Source organism: Bradyrhizobium sp. 186 (genome assembly GCF_023101685.1).
In the GTDB taxonomy this organism is placed as follows: Bacteria; Pseudomonadota; Alphaproteobacteria; order Rhizobiales; family Xanthobacteraceae; genus Bradyrhizobium.
Genome location: NZ_CP082164.1, coordinates 5420960 through 5435722, shown reverse-complemented (window position 1 = coordinate 5435722; position 14763 = coordinate 5420960). Strand labels below are relative to the sequence as shown.

Annotated in this window: 17 protein-coding genes and 1 pseudogene; 10 read left to right on the top strand and 8 right to left on the bottom strand. The window is 63.6% G+C overall.

Annotated features, from left to right (window positions below):
• Positions 1-37: 37 nt before the first annotated feature.
• Together IVB18_RS26070 and IVB18_RS26065 are read right to left on the bottom strand one after the other, a co-directional pair.
• The gene (locus tag IVB18_RS26070) at positions 38-1891 is read right to left on the bottom strand and encodes a KUP/HAK/KT family potassium transporter (protein ID WP_247991735.1); all 1854 of its coding nucleotides are present in this window, start codon (positions 1889-1891) and stop codon (positions 38-40) included.
• 191 nt (positions 1892-2082) lie between these two features.
• Positions 2083-2340 (bottom strand): hypothetical protein, encoded by a 258-nt coding sequence (locus IVB18_RS26065; RefSeq protein WP_247983290.1) that lies wholly within the window; start codon positions 2338-2340, stop codon positions 2083-2085.
• A 256-nt stretch (positions 2341-2596) separates the two neighbouring features.
• Between IVB18_RS26065 and coaD the strand changes: the two genes are divergently transcribed.
• The 7 genes from coaD (at position 2597) to IVB18_RS26030 (ending at position 6519) form a co-directional block, all read left to right on the top strand.
• Positions 2597-3094, top strand: a complete 498-nt coding sequence (gene coaD / locus IVB18_RS26060; RefSeq protein WP_247983289.1) for a pantetheine-phosphate adenylyltransferase — start codon at positions 2597-2599, stop codon at positions 3092-3094.
• Between the two features lie 37 nt (positions 3095-3131).
• The gene (locus tag IVB18_RS26055; RefSeq protein WP_247983288.1) at positions 3132-3707 is read left to right on the top strand and encodes a peptidylprolyl isomerase; all 576 of its coding nucleotides are present in this window, start codon (positions 3132-3134) and stop codon (positions 3705-3707) included.
• A gap of 8 nt (positions 3708-3715) precedes the next feature.
• On the top strand, positions 3716-4126 hold the full coding sequence (locus IVB18_RS26050; protein ID WP_247983287.1) for a hypothetical protein: 411 nt from the start codon (positions 3716-3718) through the stop codon (positions 4124-4126).
• Positions 4123-4587 (top strand): peptidylprolyl isomerase, encoded by a 465-nt coding sequence (locus tag IVB18_RS26045; RefSeq protein WP_247983286.1) that lies wholly within the window; start codon positions 4123-4125, stop codon positions 4585-4587. The genes IVB18_RS26050 and IVB18_RS26045 overlap by 4 nt, the downstream gene beginning before the upstream one ends.
• A 130-nt stretch (positions 4588-4717) precedes the next feature.
• Entirely contained in the window at positions 4718-5788 is a 1071-nt protein-coding gene (gene queA, locus IVB18_RS26040; RefSeq protein ID WP_247983285.1) for a tRNA preQ1(34) S-adenosylmethionine ribosyltransferase-isomerase QueA, read from the top strand.
• 90 nt (positions 5789-5878) lie between these two features.
• Positions 5879-6124, top strand: a complete 246-nt coding sequence (locus tag IVB18_RS26035) for a type II toxin-antitoxin system VapB family antitoxin (protein WP_247983284.1) — start codon at positions 5879-5881, stop codon at positions 6122-6124.
• Positions 6124-6519 carry a type II toxin-antitoxin system VapC family toxin gene (locus IVB18_RS26030; RefSeq protein WP_247983283.1) on the top strand — a complete coding sequence of 132 codons (396 nt, stop codon included), beginning with the start codon at positions 6124-6126 and terminating at the stop codon, positions 6517-6519. The genes IVB18_RS26035 and IVB18_RS26030 overlap by 1 nt, the downstream gene beginning before the upstream one ends.
• 80 nt (positions 6520-6599) lie before the next feature.
• Here the strand turns inward: IVB18_RS26030 and IVB18_RS26025 are convergent, their stop codons facing one another.
• From IVB18_RS26025 to IVB18_RS26010, 4 genes are all read right to left on the bottom strand, one after another.
• Complete coding sequence (locus IVB18_RS26025; protein WP_247983282.1) at positions 6600-7637, bottom strand: aspartate-semialdehyde dehydrogenase; 1038 nt, start codon at positions 7635-7637, stop codon at positions 6600-6602.
• A 275-nt stretch (positions 7638-7912) separates the two neighbouring features.
• The gene (locus tag IVB18_RS26020) at positions 7913-8518 is read right to left on the bottom strand and encodes a PepSY domain-containing protein (RefSeq protein ID WP_247983281.1); all 606 of its coding nucleotides are present in this window, start codon (positions 8516-8518) and stop codon (positions 7913-7915) included.
• A 263-nt stretch (positions 8519-8781) separates the two neighbouring features.
• Entirely contained in the window at positions 8782-9549 is a 768-nt protein-coding gene (locus IVB18_RS26015) for a TetR/AcrR family transcriptional regulator (RefSeq protein ID WP_247983280.1), read from the bottom strand.
• 134 nt (positions 9550-9683) lie between these two features.
• Positions 9684-10865, bottom strand: a complete 1182-nt coding sequence (locus IVB18_RS26010; RefSeq protein WP_247983279.1) for a patatin-like phospholipase family protein — start codon at positions 10863-10865, stop codon at positions 9684-9686.
• Positions 10866-11069: 204 nt separating this feature from the next.
• On the opposite strand from IVB18_RS26010, the gene tgt reads away from it, so the two are divergent.
• On the top strand, positions 11070-12203 hold the full coding sequence (gene tgt / locus IVB18_RS26005; protein WP_247983278.1) for a tRNA guanosine(34) transglycosylase Tgt: 1134 nt from the start codon (positions 11070-11072) through the stop codon (positions 12201-12203).
• Positions 12204-12263: 60 nt separating this feature from the next.
• Here tgt and IVB18_RS26000 read toward each other — a convergent pair whose 3' ends face one another.
• Complete coding sequence (locus IVB18_RS26000) at positions 12264-12482, bottom strand: hypothetical protein (protein WP_247983277.1); 219 nt, start codon at positions 12480-12482, stop codon at positions 12264-12266.
• Positions 12483-12704: 222 nt separating this feature from the next.
• On the opposite strand from IVB18_RS26000, the gene cysK reads away from it, so the two are divergent.
• Both cysK and IVB18_RS25990 read left to right on the top strand, forming a co-directional pair.
• The gene (gene cysK, locus IVB18_RS25995) at positions 12705-13682 is read left to right on the top strand and encodes a cysteine synthase A (protein WP_247983276.1); all 978 of its coding nucleotides are present in this window, start codon (positions 12705-12707) and stop codon (positions 13680-13682) included.
• 3 nt (positions 13683-13685) lie between these two features.
• Positions 13686-13925 carry a BrnA antitoxin family protein gene (locus IVB18_RS25990; protein ID WP_247983275.1) on the top strand — a complete coding sequence of 80 codons (240 nt, stop codon included), beginning with the start codon at positions 13686-13688 and terminating at the stop codon, positions 13923-13925.
• Positions 13926-14003: 78 nt separating this feature from the next.
• Here IVB18_RS25990 and IVB18_RS25985 read toward each other — a convergent pair.
• Positions 14004-14757 (bottom strand): annotated as a pseudogene (locus IVB18_RS25985) (amino acid ABC transporter ATP-binding protein).
• Between the last annotated feature and the right edge of the window lie 6 nt (positions 14758-14763).

Below are 14763 nucleotides of genomic sequence, written 5' to 3'. Positions count from 1 at the left end.
TCAATCCCTTGCACACTTCCCAAGCGAAAACTTCGGGCTAAATCTCCAGCTCGGTCCCGAACTCCACCACCTGCTTGGTCGGTACGCCGAAGAACGCAGCCGAGCGCTCGGCGTTGCGCTGGAGGAAGGCGAACAGGCTTTCTCGCCAGACCCACATGCCCGGCACATCCTCGCGCGGGATGATGGTCTCGCGGCCGACATAATAGGTGATGTCGGAGAGATCGATGCCGGGCAGCTTGCCCAGGCGGCAGGCGAGGGTCAGCCCGTCATAGATCGTCGGGTTCTGCATGAAGCCGTAATGCAGGACCACGCGGGTGATGCCGGGGATGATCTCGATCACCTCGGCGCGTTCCTCGTCGGTGATGTGCGGCGATTCCTCGATCAGGACCGTGACGAGGACGATACGCTCGTGCAGGACGTGGTTGTGCTTGACGAACTGCGTCAGCGCCAGCGGCACGCCTTTCGGCGCCGAGGCGAGGAACACCGCGGTCCCGGGCAGCCTCGCGCTGCATTTGTTGACTGCCGTCTCGATCAAATCCTCCTCAGGCTGGCGCAGCTTTCCACGCGCGGCCTCGACCAGCTTCACGCCGGCGCGCCAAGTCAGCATCAGGAAGGCGACGAGGGCGGCCAGCAGCAGCGGAAACCAGCCGCCTTCGAACAGCTTGATCGAATTGGCCGAGAAGAAGATCACGTCGATCACGAAGAAGAAGCCGTTGACGGCGACCACGAGCCACGGCGAATAGCCCCACTGGATCGCGACCAGCGCGGCAAGCAGCGTGGTGATCGCCATCAGCAGCGACACCGCGATGCCGTAGGCGCCGGCAAGCGCTTCCGAGGTGCCGAAGCTCAGGACCGCGCCGAGCGTTGCGGCGGCGAGCAGCCAGTTCACCAGCGGCACGTAGATCTGGCCGATCGCAGCGCTGGTGGTGTGGCGGATCTGCATGCGCGGCAGGAAGCCGAGCTGGATCGACTGCTGAGTTAGCGAGAACACGCCGGAGATGATCGCCTGCGAGGCGATCACGGTTGCGACCGCCGAGAAGGAGACCAGCAGGTAATGCAACGCGTCGGGGCAGAGTTGAAAGAAGGGATTCTCGATCATGCTGGGATCGGTGATCAGCAGCGCAGCCTGCCCAAAGTAGTTCAGCACCAGCGCGGGCAGGCAGACCGCGAACCAGGCCAGCCGGATCGGAAAGCGCCCGAAATGCCCCATGTCGGCATACATGGCCTCGCCGCCGGTCACCGCGAGGAAGGCCGCGCCGAGGATCGCGAAGGAGACGTGGAAATCCTGGTGGATCAGGAAGTCGAAGGCGTAGAGCGGGCTGAGCGCGACCAGCACCGCGGGCGCCTTGACGATGCCGTGGATGCCGAGCGCAGCGAGCACGATGAACCAGGCCATCATCACCGGCCCGAAGATGCGGCCGATGAAGCCGGTGCCCTGCTTCTGCATCATGAACAGCCCGACCAGGATGGCGATCGTCACGGGCACCACCGCCGGCGCAAGCGAAGGCGCGTCAACCTTGAGGCCTTCGATGGCGCTCAGCACCGAGATCGCAGGCGTGATCGCGCCATCGCCATAGAGCAGGGCGGCGCCGACGAGTCCGACGACCAGCAGGTGGGCGCGCCATGTGCCGGGCTGGGCATGGCGGGCGTGCAGCAGTGCCAGGAGCGCTACGATGCCGCCTTCGCCGCGGTTGTCCGCGCGCAGGATCAACAGCGCATATTTCAGTGAGATGATCAGGAGCAGCGCCCAGAGGATGAGAGATGCAATCCCCAGGACAGCTTCGGGAGCGAGAGTAGCCCCATGGGCGGCCGCCTTGGCGGCTTCCTTGAGGGCGTAGAGGGGGCTGGTGCCGATATCGCCATAGACCACCCCGAGGGCGCCCATGGTCATGGCAAGCGGCAGCGGATCAGGATGATGGCCGGAAGCGACTGCGGGCGTACTGGACAACGGCGACCCCCCAATGGGCTCGCGTCCGGCGGGCCATTCCGCGGGCGCGATCATCAGGCAGTCTGCGACGAGACGTCGCGAATATCCAAGAGATTTATATCCGGGTTTGTGTGACGCGAACCTTACAGACCCGACTACGGGGTGCGGTCGGCAGTCACGAGGCGAGCCTCGCGGATGTTGGCTTTGGTGCCGGCCTGGCGGAGGCACGATGCCTCAAAATTCGGCCAGGCCTGCTGCGAGCAGTCCTTGCCGATGGTGCGCATGTCGAGCCGGTCGGCCTTTGCGAGCGCCTGCGGCACGCTGGCTTCGACGGTTGGAGCAAACCCGGGCAGAAGGCTGAGTGCTGCGGCAACACACGCAGAGAGTGCGATCGCTGAAAGAGCCTTGATCATCGACGGTCCCCTGTGATGCGGCCGCTGCGCCTTGTGTGCGGCCCGTCATTCGTTGGGTGGATTAGTAACCATGGCCAGTTTCCGGACGTCTTCGCGGATACGGAAAATGGTTTCGTCCGCGATGGCTTTGTTTCGTGGCCACCCTCAGGACGAAACAAAGGCCGCCCCGCCGACAGCTCATCGGCTGATTTTTGAGCGGAACGGCCGGGAACCTGCCCGGCTTGCCGGGCCGGGCCGTCCGCGGTAGGAGGGAGCCATGCCGCGCATCGCCTTCTATCCAGGTTCCTTCGACCCCATCACCAACGGCCATCTGGACGTGGTCCGGCATGCCGTTCCGCTCTGTGACAGGTTGGTGGTCGCGATCGGGGTCCATCCCGGCAAGAAGCCATTGTTTTCGACCGATGAGCGCCTGAAGATGCTCCACGACGTCTGCGGGCCGGTGGCGGCAGCGGCCGGCTGCACCCTCGAGGCCACCACCTTTGACGACCTCTCCGTGACCGCCGCACGCAAGCATGGCGCGACCATCATGATTCGCGGTTTGCGCGACGGCACCGATCTCGACTACGAGATGCAGCTCGCCGGCATGAACGAGGCCATGGCGCCGGAGGTGCACACGGTCTTCCTGCCGGCCTCCCCCATGGTCCGCCCGATCACCGCCACACTGGTGCGCCAGATCGCAGCCATGGGCGGCGATATTTCGACGTTCGTGCCGCCGCTTGTCGCAGCACTGCTCAAGGCCAAATTCGCCGGATAACGGCGCACAACTTCATCTCACCTGATCCGGAGTTTTCATGATCCGCCGTCTCGCAATTCTTGCCACGATTTTTGCCGCGCTCGTCGGCGCGGTCCCGGCGGGCGCACAGACCCTGCCGGCGGGCCTCGACAAGGCCAATGCCATTGTCATCGACACCACCAAGGGCCGCATCGTCATCAAGCTGCGGACAGATCTTGCGCCCCAGCACGCCGAGCGCATCAAGCAGCTCGCGCGCGAGGGATATTACAACAACGTGCCGTTCCACCGCGTGATGGACGGCTTCATGGCGCAGACCGGCGACGGCCAGAACTTCAACGGCACCGGCGGCTCGAAATATCCGAACCTGAAGCAGGAATTCTCCAAGGTGCATTTCGCGCGCGACATCGTCGGCATGGCGCGGCGCGGCGACAGCGTCGATACCGCCAACTCGCAGTTCTTCATCATGTTCGCGGACGGCGGCAGCCTCGACAACCAATACACGGTGATTGGCGAGGTCGTGCAGGGCATGGACGTCGTCGACAAGCTGAAGAAGGCTCCTCCCGGCTCGGGCGGCGGCACCGTCACCGATCCCGACAAGATGGTGAAGGTGCAGGTCGCCTCCGACATCAAGTAGGAGAGGCGATGGCGCGTCGCGGCGACAGGCTCCTGGTAGCTGCCGCGGCGCTTTTCCTCGGCATCTCCGGCGCTGCCGCCGAGGACGCGAGGGTTAATACCATCCAGGAGATATTCCAGCATCTTCGCACCTGCTGGAAGCCGCCCCCGGCCGCCAGGGCCCGCCCCATCGACATCACCGTCGTCGTGAGCTTTAACCGGGCCGGAAACATTCTGGGCCATCCAAGGATTACCTATGAATCCGCGGAGGCCTCCGACGATGACCGGCTGCAATACCGGATCGCGGTGATGGAGGCATTGCAACGCTGCACGCCGATGCCATTTACCGATGCGATGGCCGGGGCCGCTGCGGGGCGTCCATTCGCGATCCAGTTTCGCAACCGGAAGACTTCACCCCCAACCGAAGAGAGACGAACATGAGCGCCACCGAAAACACCCTGATCCTCGAGACCACGCAGGGTCCCGTCACCATCGAGATGCGGCCCGACCTCGCCCCCGGCCACGTTGCTCGCATCAAGCAGCTCGTGCGCGAAGGCTTCTACGATGGCATCGTCTTTCACCGCGTCATTGAGGGCTTCATGGCGCAGACCGGCTGCCCGCACGGCACCGGCACCGGCGGCTCGGGCCAGAAGCTGAAGGCCGAGTTCAGCAAGGAGCCGCATGTGCGGGGCGTCACTTCGATGGCCCGTGCGGCGAGCCCTGATTCCGGCGACAGCCAGTTCTTCATCGTGTTCGACGACGCCCGCTTCCTCGACAACCAGTACACGGTGTGGGGCAAGGTCACCGAAGGCATGGAGAACGTCGACAAGATCAAGCGCGGCGAGCCGGTGCAGAACCCCGACAAGATCGTCAAGGCGCGGATGGCGGCGGACGCGGCGTAATTGCTGTCATGCCCCGCGAAGGCGGGGCATCCAGTAATCACCGGCTCTGATGACAACAAAGATCGTGAGTACTGGATCGCCCGCCCCAGTGCGCAAGTGCGCACAAGGCGGGCGATGACAGGTCCCGACTATGCGCACCGATCTCTTCGAATTCGATCTGCCGCCCGAGCGCATCGCATTGCGCCCGGCGCAGCCGCGCGACTCCGCGCGGATGCTGGTCGTGGAAGGCGGCGCGCTGCGCGATCAAACGATCTCCGACCTGTCGCAATGGCTGAAGGCGGGCGACCAGCTCGTCGTCAACGACACCAAGGTGATCGCGGCGCAGCTCAGGGGCCGCCGCATCGGCCGCGAGACTGAGCCGAAGATCGAGGCGACGCTGATCAAGCGCCTCGAGGGTTCGCGCTGGCAGGCGCTGGTGAAGCCTGCCAAGAAACTCGTCGCCGGCGACCGCATCCGCTTCGGCAACGAAGGCAAGGTCTGCCTGCTTGGCCATCTCGACGCCGAGGTCGAGGCCAAGGGCAGTGAAGGCGAGGTGACACTCTCATTTTCGTTTCACGGGCCGGCGCTCGACCAGGCGATTGCGGACCTCGGCAGTCCGCCGCTGCCGCCCTACATCGCCTCCAAGCGCACGCCGGACGACCAGGACCTCGCCGACTATCAGACCATGTTTGCGGCAGACGAAGGCGCCGTTGCCGCGCCGACCGCGGGCCTGCACTTCACCCCGGCGCTGGAGCAGGCGTTGCGCAACCGCGGCGTGGGCATCAACCGCGTCACGCTGCATGTCGGGGCAGGGACGTTTTTGCCGGTCAAGGCGGACGACACCGAAGGCCACAAGATGCACGCCGAGTGGGGGACGATCTCGGCCGACACGGCGGAGCGGCTGAACACCGCGCGCAAGAATGGCGGCCGCATCGTCGCCGTCGGCACCACGTCGCTGCGGGTCCTGGAAAGCGCCGCCGCCGAGGACGGCACCATCCAGCCGTTCGCGGCCGAGACGTCGATCTTCATCACCCCCGGCTATCGCTTCCGCGCCGTCGATGTTTTGCTGACCAATTTCCACCTGCCGCGCTCGACGCTGTTCATGCTGGTATCGGCGTTCTCCGGGCTGGAGACGATGAAGGCGGCCTACGCGCACGCGATCGCCGAAGGCTATCGGTTCTATTCGTACGGGGATGCGTGCCTATTGTTCCGGGCGAGGTGAATACCGGGTGGAACGCAGGTCGGTGTAGGCGCTGTTCCGGCTAGCCGCGATGTGATATGTTCATCGGTATCTTCTGAGATCGATTGATCCATGAACATCCGCTCTACCAAGGTCGACCAGCTTGCCCAACGTCTCTCCCGCCTGACAGGGGAGGATATCGAGACGGCCTTGGAACGCGCCATTGAGGAGCGGCTGTCCCGTCTGGAGCCTTCGGTGGCCCGCGATCGGAAGGCTACCCTCGACTCGTTTTTTGAGCGCGCCTTGCTCCTCCGCGTGCTGGACGCTCGGTCTTCCGATGAAATCGTCGAGTACGATCGCTTCGGGCTCCCGTCCTGATGGTCTTGGACACGTCGGCAATCATAGCGGCGATAACCAATGAGCCCGATGGTCCACGCTATCGCGCCGCAATGCGCGATGCCGACAATCTGCTGATCTCAGCCGTAGCAGTACTTGAAACCAGGATCGTTCTCTTCGCGCGGCTTGGACCACAAGCCGTTGAGCTTTTCGACGAATTGCTGCGGAGCACGACACTGGTCGTGGTGCCATTTGACGACGAAATGTCGAAAGGCGCGTTCGAGGCGTTTCGGCAGTACGGCAAGGGTAGCGGCCATCCCGCGCAGTTGAACATTGTTGATTGCGCCGTCTATGCGTTGGCCAAGTCGCGTTCGCAGCCGCTCCTCTTCAAGGGCGGCGACTTCGGCAGGACGGATATCGCGATCGCGCTGATCTGAAAAGAGGTGGGTTACGCTTCCATCTCTGCTCTTCGAGCTTCGGCGGATAAGTCGCAAACCCACCCCACGCACCTTCTTCGTTACGCCATCACCCGCTGCGGCAGCAGCTCCGCGATCTGCACCGCGTTCAGCGCTGCGCCCTTCAGCAGCTGATCCGCCGCCACGAACATCGAGATCGAATGGCCGCTAGCGTCGCTGAGGTCCTTGCGGATGCGGCCGACCAGGACGTCATCCTGGCCCGAGGCGTCGATCGGCATCGGGAAGTAATTCCTGGTGCGGTCGTCGACGACCTTGATGCCCGGTGCCTGCGCCATGATGGCACGGACCTGGTCCTCGCTGATCGTCTTCTCGCATTCGAAGGTGATGGCCTCGCAATGGGCGCGCAGCACCGGCACGCGGACGCAGGTGACGCCGATCGCGATCTTCTCGTCCTCGAAGATCTTGCGGGTTTCATTGATGACCTTGGTCTCTTCGTCGTTGTAGCCGGTCTCGGGATCGACCGCCGTGTTGTGGTTGAAGAGGTTGAAAGCGTAGGGGTGCGGCATCACCTTGGGCGTATAGACCTGCCCGTTGAGATTGGCGCGGGTGGATTCGACGAGCTCGTCCATCGCGGCAGCGCCGGCGCCGCTGGCGGCCTGGTAGGTCGAGATGATCACGCGCTTGATGCGGTTCTTCTGATGGATCGGCCACAGCGGCACCAGCGCCGTGATCGCGGCGCAGTTCGGGTTGGCGATGATGCCCTTGTGGTCGCGGATGCGGTTCGCGTTGATCTCGGGGATCACAAGCGGCACGTTCGGATCCATGCGGAAGGCGGAGGAGTTGTCGACGACGACGGCGCCCGCCTTGACCGCGATCGGGGCATACGTCTTCGAAATGCTGCCGCCGGCGGAGAACAGGGCGATGTCGACGCCATCGAAGGCGCGCTCGGTCAGTTCCTCGATGACGACGTCCTTGCCGCGGAACGATACTGTCTTGCCGGCCGAGCGGGCGCTGGCCAGAGCCTTGAGCTTGCCGACGCGAAAACCGCGCTTGTCCATGGTGGCGATGAACTCGGCGCCCACCGCACCGGTGACGCCGACAATCGCGACGACGGGATCGTTACTCACATTCTCCTCCATTGCATTTCAGTTGAGCATGATCTTGTCGGAAAACCGGATTCCACTTTTCCGGATCATGCTGTTGAGATTTAGACAACAAAAAAGCCCCGGACCATCGTGGGCGGGGCTTCGGTAGAGCTGATGCGTTTTAGTCGACGACTACGCGCGCACGCCTCCCCGGGCCCCGAAGGCCGTGATGGTTTTGCTCGTGCGTTTGGTGGTCGTGAACATGGCGGCGACTTATGCGGGAGAGTCTTACGCCCGTCAATGGCTTTTCGGCCGAATTGGGGTCGCTGCTATTTTGTCCGCGCCCCCGGCGGTTCGAGGATGACCTCCTTGAGATCGTCGCCGCTGATGACGACGATCGCGAAATTCAGCCGCCCGCGCTCGCGGACCAGTCCGCCGCTGATGGCCTTGCCGGACGCCGCATGCTCGGCGACGCGCACCGCATCGGCGAGGCGCTGCCGGATAGCACCGAGCGCTGCGAGATTGCTGCGATCGTCAAGGTCGAGCTCGGCCAGGGGCAGGGCGGCTTCCCCGCCGACGAGCTCGCCGGTCGAGGCGTTGATCGTGTGCCGCCAAAGGCGGTCGTTGTGCAGGGTTTTGACCCGGTAAACCGGCACGCCCGAGGCGCCGTCGAAGCTGACATCCGCGGTCGTGGCGCCGGCGTGCCGGGCCTCCGCAATCGCCATGGCCTGACGGATCGAGATGGTCGAGCTGCGGAAGCGCTCGATCTCGCGGCTGACGGCTTGGCGGTCGGCCTCGGCGTCACCATCTGTCTCGCCGTGAAGCGCGGTGGGTGTGCCGCCCGTCGCGACGATCGCCTGCGCTGGCGCTGCGATGAGCAGCCCCGACAAGGCGATCGCAATCAACTGCCAGGGGCGTGGTCGTGCTGCTTTCATACTCGAAACCCTCGGCCGGCGAGTGTGCCGGATGATCGTAAAGAAAGTTGCGGCCGACCATGGGCAGCGGCCGGCCGCCGACCGCTGCAACGGGCTGTACCCGTCATGGCGATCCTAGTTTGAAAGGCGGTCGGAACCCATTTTGGGGCTGGTGAAAAAACGGGTCCGAACCTGCTTCTAACGAAACCATACCGTATCGTTTTATTTTGGTCAACGGTGCGGCCGGGAACCCCTTGGGGATAGATCGCGAGCTCACGGAATTGTCAGCGGGACGGGCGGCGCCGCTGCGTGCTCTTGGTGCCTTGCTTGGTGTCTTGCTTGGTGTCTTGGACGCGGTCCGCAGGTCCCAGCGCGCCGGCCAGGAACAGCTTGATCGCCGCGCGCATCCGCTTTTCGGCGGACTTCAGCTCGAGGGCCGTTCCGAACGTCGCCATGCGGTGGGTGTGACCGACGACGACGTCGAGAAACACTTCCGCCGCGATCGTGGTATCTTCGACATCGAGCGCGTCCTGAGCCACCAGGTGGTCGAAGAAGCGTGCCGTGGTGGCGACGGCCTTCAGCCAGCCTTCCTCCTTGCCGAGCTTGGCGATGTCGGGAAAGTTGATGGCCTGCGACGTCATCATGCGGCTGAAGGCGACGGCATCGGGTCCGCAGGTGAATGTCAGCATCTCGTGCCCGATCTCAATCAGTCGTTGCTCGACCGAAATATCGGAGAGGCTGCTGAGCTGCGTCTCGGCCGCCGCGGATAGTGGTGCAAGCCAGCGCGCGATCTCGCGCCTCAGCACGGCGGCGAACAATCCGCGCTTGTCGCCGTAACGGGCATAGACGGTGGGCTTGCTCACCCGCGCCGCTTCCGCAACCGCATCGAGCGAAGTGGCGTCGAAGCCGCGATCCAGGAACAGGCGGGTGGCGACCTCAATCAGCCGCTGATCACGCTCGATCGCGGCACTCTTCGTCGGCCGGCCGCCGCGCGATTTCGGCACCTCGCGCCGTGGCGCTCCGGGTCTTGTCTTGGTCGCAGTCAATCCCATGCCCAATGATTCCTGCGCGTTCCTCACAGTCGTCATTGCTCTATAACGCGCAGCAGCCGGGGCGTCATCGCGAATCTGGCCGAATTGGCCGTATCGTCAACGGTCTCGGTAAGACGTCGTTCCTTTGCGTGGTCTCAAGGCAGCGTCGAGGTCCAGGCCTGGCCGGCCGCCGCTTTCTCGTATCCGTACTGATACAGCGCCCGCATATAGGCGGTATCGAACCCTTCCGAGGCGGGCGCCGGATAAGCGCGCTCGATATAGGAGAGATGGAAGCCCAGCCGGTTGCGCTTGGCGAAATCGTAGGTCGAGAAGATGATGGAGCGCGTCTGCGACTGGGTGATCGAGGACAGGCTGCGTGAGGCGACGTCGATGGTGCCGTTGGACACGAGCTCGAAGTTGCGCTCGATCTTCTTGTTGACGAGGATGTAAATGTTCATCTTCGCATTGCCGGGCAGGCGTCCCTGGAAGAGCAGGGCCTCCGGCAGCGTCAGCACCGGCGCCGTCACGCCGCCATCGACATGCATCTCCTGAAACCTGTGGCCTTGGCCTTCGGCTTCGATCAGGATCGGCGGAAATACCAGGGGAATGCTGGCGGAGGCCGCCATCACGTCGCGAAACAGCTTGAGCGCCTCGGGCGTGCCGACCGCGGCGATCTTGCCCATGTCCCAGATGGCGGTCCGCTGCGTGTCGAGGTCGGTCGTCACCACCAGCAGCCTTCGGCCCTTGGCATTTTCGCGCGCGACCTGTGCCAGGATCTCCGGCCCAACATAGCGCGCCACCAGCTCGCGCAGCCGCGTATTGCCGAACAGGCCGGATCCGAACAGCACACGCATGATGCTGGGATCATTCAGCAGACTTTCTGCGATGCCGCTGGTGTAGACCTCCTTCAGCGTGTCATCGTATTGGGGACCGAGAAACGCAAAAGGCGCGATCAGGCCGCCAGTGCTCACGCCCGAGACGACCGAGAACGTGGGACGGGTGCCGGCCGCGCTCCAACCATTCAGCACGCCGACGCCGTAAGCGCCATCGGCGCCGCCGCCCGAGAGCGCCAGATAGTTCCTGGTCGCGGTGCTGATGTCCTTCTCGAAGTTGAATTTCGTGACGGGTTCGTCGGTGTAGCGGCGCAAGCCGTCGATATCGAGCACGCGCGAGACGCTGGCGTCGGCCGCCGTATATGGCGTGCGCGGCAGGGAGGTGCAGGCGGCGAGCGCCAGGCTGCACGCCAGCACGAGCGACCTGATCAGGCGGGCGCCTGTCTGCTTTAGCCAGCCATGCAAGCGGCTGGACACTTCAGTCGAATATGATGGGAAGGGCATCGGTCGGCGGCTGGCGATCACGCTTATGCTGCCGCCGGCAACCTCGCCGCGGCATCTCGTCCAGCCCCGACATAAAACTACACGGTATCGTTTTATTTAACAAGCGGCAGCGGACATCAAGTCCACGTCAAAATATGTCCCGGTCTGAGCCACCGATCGACCCGAGCGGGTTGATCGGCCTCTCCCGGCACGTATAAGCACCGCATGACTCTTCCCAATCATTTCGAGCTGCTCGCCACCGATGGCGCGGCGCGTACCGGTCGCCTGACCACGCCGCATGGCGTGGTGCGCACGCCCGCCTTCATGCCGGTCGGCACCGCCGGCGCCATGAAGGGCATGCATTGGCGCGAGGTACGCGACGCCGGCGCCGACATTGTGCTCGGCAACACCTATCATTTGATGCTGCGTCCCGGCGCGGAGCGCATCGCGGCGCTCGGGGGATTGCAGAAATTCACCGGCTGGAACGGGCCGATGCTGACGGATTCCGGCGGCTTCCAGGTGATGTCGCTATCGGACCTGCGCAAGGTCAGCGAGCATGCCGTGACCTTCCGTTCGCATATCGACGGCGCCAAGGTCGAGCTGTCGCCGGAGCGCTCGATCGAGGTGCAGCGTTTCCTCGGCTCGGACATCGCCATGCAGATGGACGAATGCGTGCGGCTGCCGGCCGAACGCGAGGACATCGAGCGGGCGATGCGCTTGTCGCTGCGCTGGGCAGAGCGTTCCAAGCGCGCGTTCGAGAGCGCACCGGACGGTTACATGCTGTTCGGCATCGTGCAGGGCGGCGACGTGCCGCAGCTTCGCCACGCCAGCGCGCAAGGCCTGGTCGAGGTCGGCTTCCACGGCTATGCGATCGGCGGCCTCGCCGTCGGCGAGCCGCAGGCCGTGATGCTGGCGATGATCGACGAGACCGCGCCGGCGCTGCCGTCCGACCGGCCGCGCTATTTGATGGGCGTCGGCACGCCCGACGATATTCTCGAGGCGGTGAAGCGCGGCGTCGACATGTTCGATTGCGTGATGCCGACGCGCAATGGCCGCCATGGCGTCGCCTTCACGCGCTTTGGCCAGGTGAACCTCCGCAATGCGCGCCACGCCGACGATCCACGTCCTCTGGACGATGAGAGTTCATGGCCGTCGACGCGCAACTGCGCGCGCGCCTATCTGCACCATCTCGTCAAGGCGGGCGAGACGCTGGGGGCGATGCTGCTGTCCGAGATCAATATCGCTTACTACCAGTTCCTGATGCAGGGCATCAGGGACGCGATCGCACACGGAAGGTTCGAAGAATTCTATCAACGTACGCGCGAGGACTGGGCGAGGGGCGACATCGCCCCGCGCTAAAGCATGATCCGGAAAAGTGTGAAGCGGTTTTCCGAGAGGATTATGCTCAAGCAGTAAGGCTCAGTTGCAGACGAATCGTTGCTTGACAGCGTGTTTGGTCACGAAGCCATAGCCGCAGGTGTCGCAGGTCCAGAGATAGCTGATCACGTGGTCCGAGACGTAGGCAGATGCTTCGGCAGCGACCATGGAATCGGCGCAGACGGGACAGGTCGGCAACTCGCTGCAACGCGGATCGCGGCTCGGTACGACGGTCGACAACACTTCAGCAATCGCTGACATCGTGGTGACCTCTCTGCTTTAGAACATAAGTCTAACATAAGCAGAATCAGTTGACGAGGTCGCAACACAAATGCGTCGTTTTCTGATAATTGCAACTCACGCGGTTTTGCGATGCAGCGTATTTAACATGTGCCGCATTGTCGCTTGCGTGTCGTCACAAGCTGTCTGTAACTGCGCAAAAGCTGCGATCAGCGCGCAAATTGTTGCCACAGGGAGTTCATCATGGACGCATCGTCCAACACGGGTGCAGTGCACCAACCCGGCCGCGGCCGGATCTATGACTCGATCGTCGAGGCTTTTGGCGACACACCGATCGTTCGCCTGCAACGGCTGCCGGGCATGCACGGCGTGAACGCGACCATTTTGGCAAAACTTGAATATTTCAACCCGGCTGCAAGCGTGAAGGATCGCATCGGCGCGGCCATGATCATCGCCATGGAGAAGGCCGGCATCATCAAGCCGGATACCGTGCTGATCGAGCCGACTTCCGGCAATACCGGCATCGCGCTCGCGTTCGTAGCGGCTTCGCGCGGCTATCGGCTGAAGCTGGTGATGCCGGAATCCATGTCGATCGAGCGCCGCAAGATGCTGGCCTTCCTCGGCGCCGAGCTGGTGCTGACGCCGGCAGCGCAGGGCATGAAGGGCGCCATCGCCGCCGCCGAAGAGCTTCTGAAGACGACGCCGAACTCGGTGATGCCGCAGCAGTTCAAGAACCTCGCCAATCCCGAGGTGCATCGCCGCACCACCGCCGAGGAGATCTGGAACGACACCGGCGGCAACATCGATTTCTTCGTCGCCGGCGTCGGCACAGGCGGCACGATCACCGGCGTCGGCCAGGTGCTCAAGCCGCGCAAACCGTCCTTGCGGGTGGTGGCGGTCGAGCCGGAGGAAAGCCCGGTGCTCTCGGGCGGCCAGCACACGCCGCACAAGATCCAGGGCATCGGTGCGGGCTTCGTTCCAGAGATTCTCGACCGCTCCGTGATCGACGAGATCGTGAAGATCAACTCGACGACGGCGATCGAGATTTCGCGGGCGCTGGCGCGCCACGAGGGCATCCCAGGCGGCATCTCCTCGGGCGCCGCGATCGCTGCGGCACTCCAGATCGGCAAACGGCCAGAAGCTGCGGGAAAAACCATCCTGGTGGTGGTGCCGTCCTTCTCCGAGCGATATCTTTCGACGGCTCTGTTTGAGGGAATCTAGCACATGGCGGATCAACCGAGGCGGCCGCGGACATTGGGCGACGCGCGCAGCGAAGCTGAGGCAGCGTTCAAGAAGGTGACGGCCAAGGTCACCGAAGCGCCAGTGAAGAAGAACGTGACGCCGGGGATCAAGGAGCAGGTCAGCTTGCGGATCGATCAGGACGTGCTGGAGCATTTCCAGGCCGGCGGTCCCGGCTGGCAGGACCGGATCAACGACGCGCTACGCAAGGCGGCGGGGAAGTAGGATCTTACCGCCGGATCGGGGGCGTTCGAAAACCGATCCGCTCAGAAGCGAGTTTTAGACGGGATCCTTCCAGCTTGCTCAGAGGACCTGCGACAGAAACCGTTGCGTTCGCTCGTCTTTGGCCGCCGTAAACAATGTTTCCGGCGGCCCGTGCTCGACGATCACGCCGCGATCGGTGAAGTAGACGTGATCGGCGACCTCACGAGCGAAGTTCATTTCATGGGTGATGAGGAGGCACGTCATCCCATCCTCGGCTAGCTCACGGATCGTGACCAGGACCTCTTTGACCGTTTCCGGATCAAGGGCGGCCGTAACTTCGTCGAACAGCATGATGTCCGGCCGCATCGCCAGAGAACGGGCAATGGCCACTCGCTGCTGCTGTCCGCCGGAGAGTTCACCGGGATAGCTGTCCTCTTTCCCTGCGAGCCGCACTTTGGCGAGCAGCGCTCGGGCGCGCGCTTCGACCTCGGTACGTTTCTGACCGAGAAACATGGATCGGCGCCATCATCACGTTCTGAAGCGCAGTCTTGTGCGGGAAAAGGTTGTACTGCTGAAAGACCATCCCGACCTTGCGGCGAAGCGCCAGCGTGTCGAGCCTGGGATCGGAAACCTCGATGCCTTCGATTTGAATGCTTCCGGACGAGATCGGCTGGAGCGCATTGATACAGCGGATGAGTGTGGATTTCCCTGATCCCGACGGGCCGATGATACAGATCACCTCGCCCTTGCTCACCGACAGGCTGATGCCTTTCAGAACCTCGAGAGCTCCGAATGACTTTCTGACGTCAACGCATTGAACGATGGGCTGATCCGGAGTCCAGCTCGTGGTCATGCTCTG

Coding starts and splice junctions, on each gene's coding strand:
- IVB18_RS26070 (WP_247991735.1), bottom strand. CDS start 1,891: ATGACCATGGGCGCCCTCGGGGTGGTCTATGGCGATATCGGCACCAGC.
- IVB18_RS26065 (WP_247983290.1), bottom strand. CDS start 2,340: ATGATCAAGGCTCTTTCAGCGATCGCACTCTCTGCGTGTGTTGCCGCA.
- coaD (WP_247983289.1), top strand. CDS start 2,597: ATGCCGCGCATCGCCTTCTATCCAGGTTCCTTCGACCCCATCACCAAC.
- IVB18_RS26055 (WP_247983288.1), top strand. CDS start 3,132: ATGATCCGCCGTCTCGCAATTCTTGCCACGATTTTTGCCGCGCTCGTC.
- IVB18_RS26050 (WP_247983287.1), top strand. CDS start 3,716: ATGGCGCGTCGCGGCGACAGGCTCCTGGTAGCTGCCGCGGCGCTTTTC.
- IVB18_RS26045 (WP_247983286.1), top strand. CDS start 4,123: ATGAGCGCCACCGAAAACACCCTGATCCTCGAGACCACGCAGGGTCCC.
- queA (WP_247983285.1), top strand. CDS start 4,718: ATGCGCACCGATCTCTTCGAATTCGATCTGCCGCCCGAGCGCATCGCA.
- IVB18_RS26035 (WP_247983284.1), top strand. CDS start 5,879: ATGAACATCCGCTCTACCAAGGTCGACCAGCTTGCCCAACGTCTCTCC.
- IVB18_RS26030 (WP_247983283.1), top strand. CDS start 6,124: ATGGTCTTGGACACGTCGGCAATCATAGCGGCGATAACCAATGAGCCC.
- IVB18_RS26025 (WP_247983282.1), bottom strand. CDS start 7,637: ATGGAGGAGAATGTGAGTAACGATCCCGTCGTCGCGATTGTCGGCGTC.
- IVB18_RS26020 (WP_247983281.1), bottom strand. CDS start 8,518: ATGAAAGCAGCACGACCACGCCCCTGGCAGTTGATTGCGATCGCCTTG.
- IVB18_RS26015 (WP_247983280.1), bottom strand. CDS start 9,549: ATGGGATTGACTGCGACCAAGACAAGACCCGGAGCGCCACGGCGCGAG.
- IVB18_RS26010 (WP_247983279.1), bottom strand. CDS start 10,865: ATGCCCTTCCCATCATATTCGACTGAAGTGTCCAGCCGCTTGCATGGC.
- tgt (WP_247983278.1), top strand. CDS start 11,070: ATGACTCTTCCCAATCATTTCGAGCTGCTCGCCACCGATGGCGCGGCG.
- IVB18_RS26000 (WP_247983277.1), bottom strand. CDS start 12,482: ATGTCAGCGATTGCTGAAGTGTTGTCGACCGTCGTACCGAGCCGCGAT.
- cysK (WP_247983276.1), top strand. CDS start 12,705: ATGGACGCATCGTCCAACACGGGTGCAGTGCACCAACCCGGCCGCGGC.
- IVB18_RS25990 (WP_247983275.1), top strand. CDS start 13,686: ATGGCGGATCAACCGAGGCGGCCGCGGACATTGGGCGACGCGCGCAGC.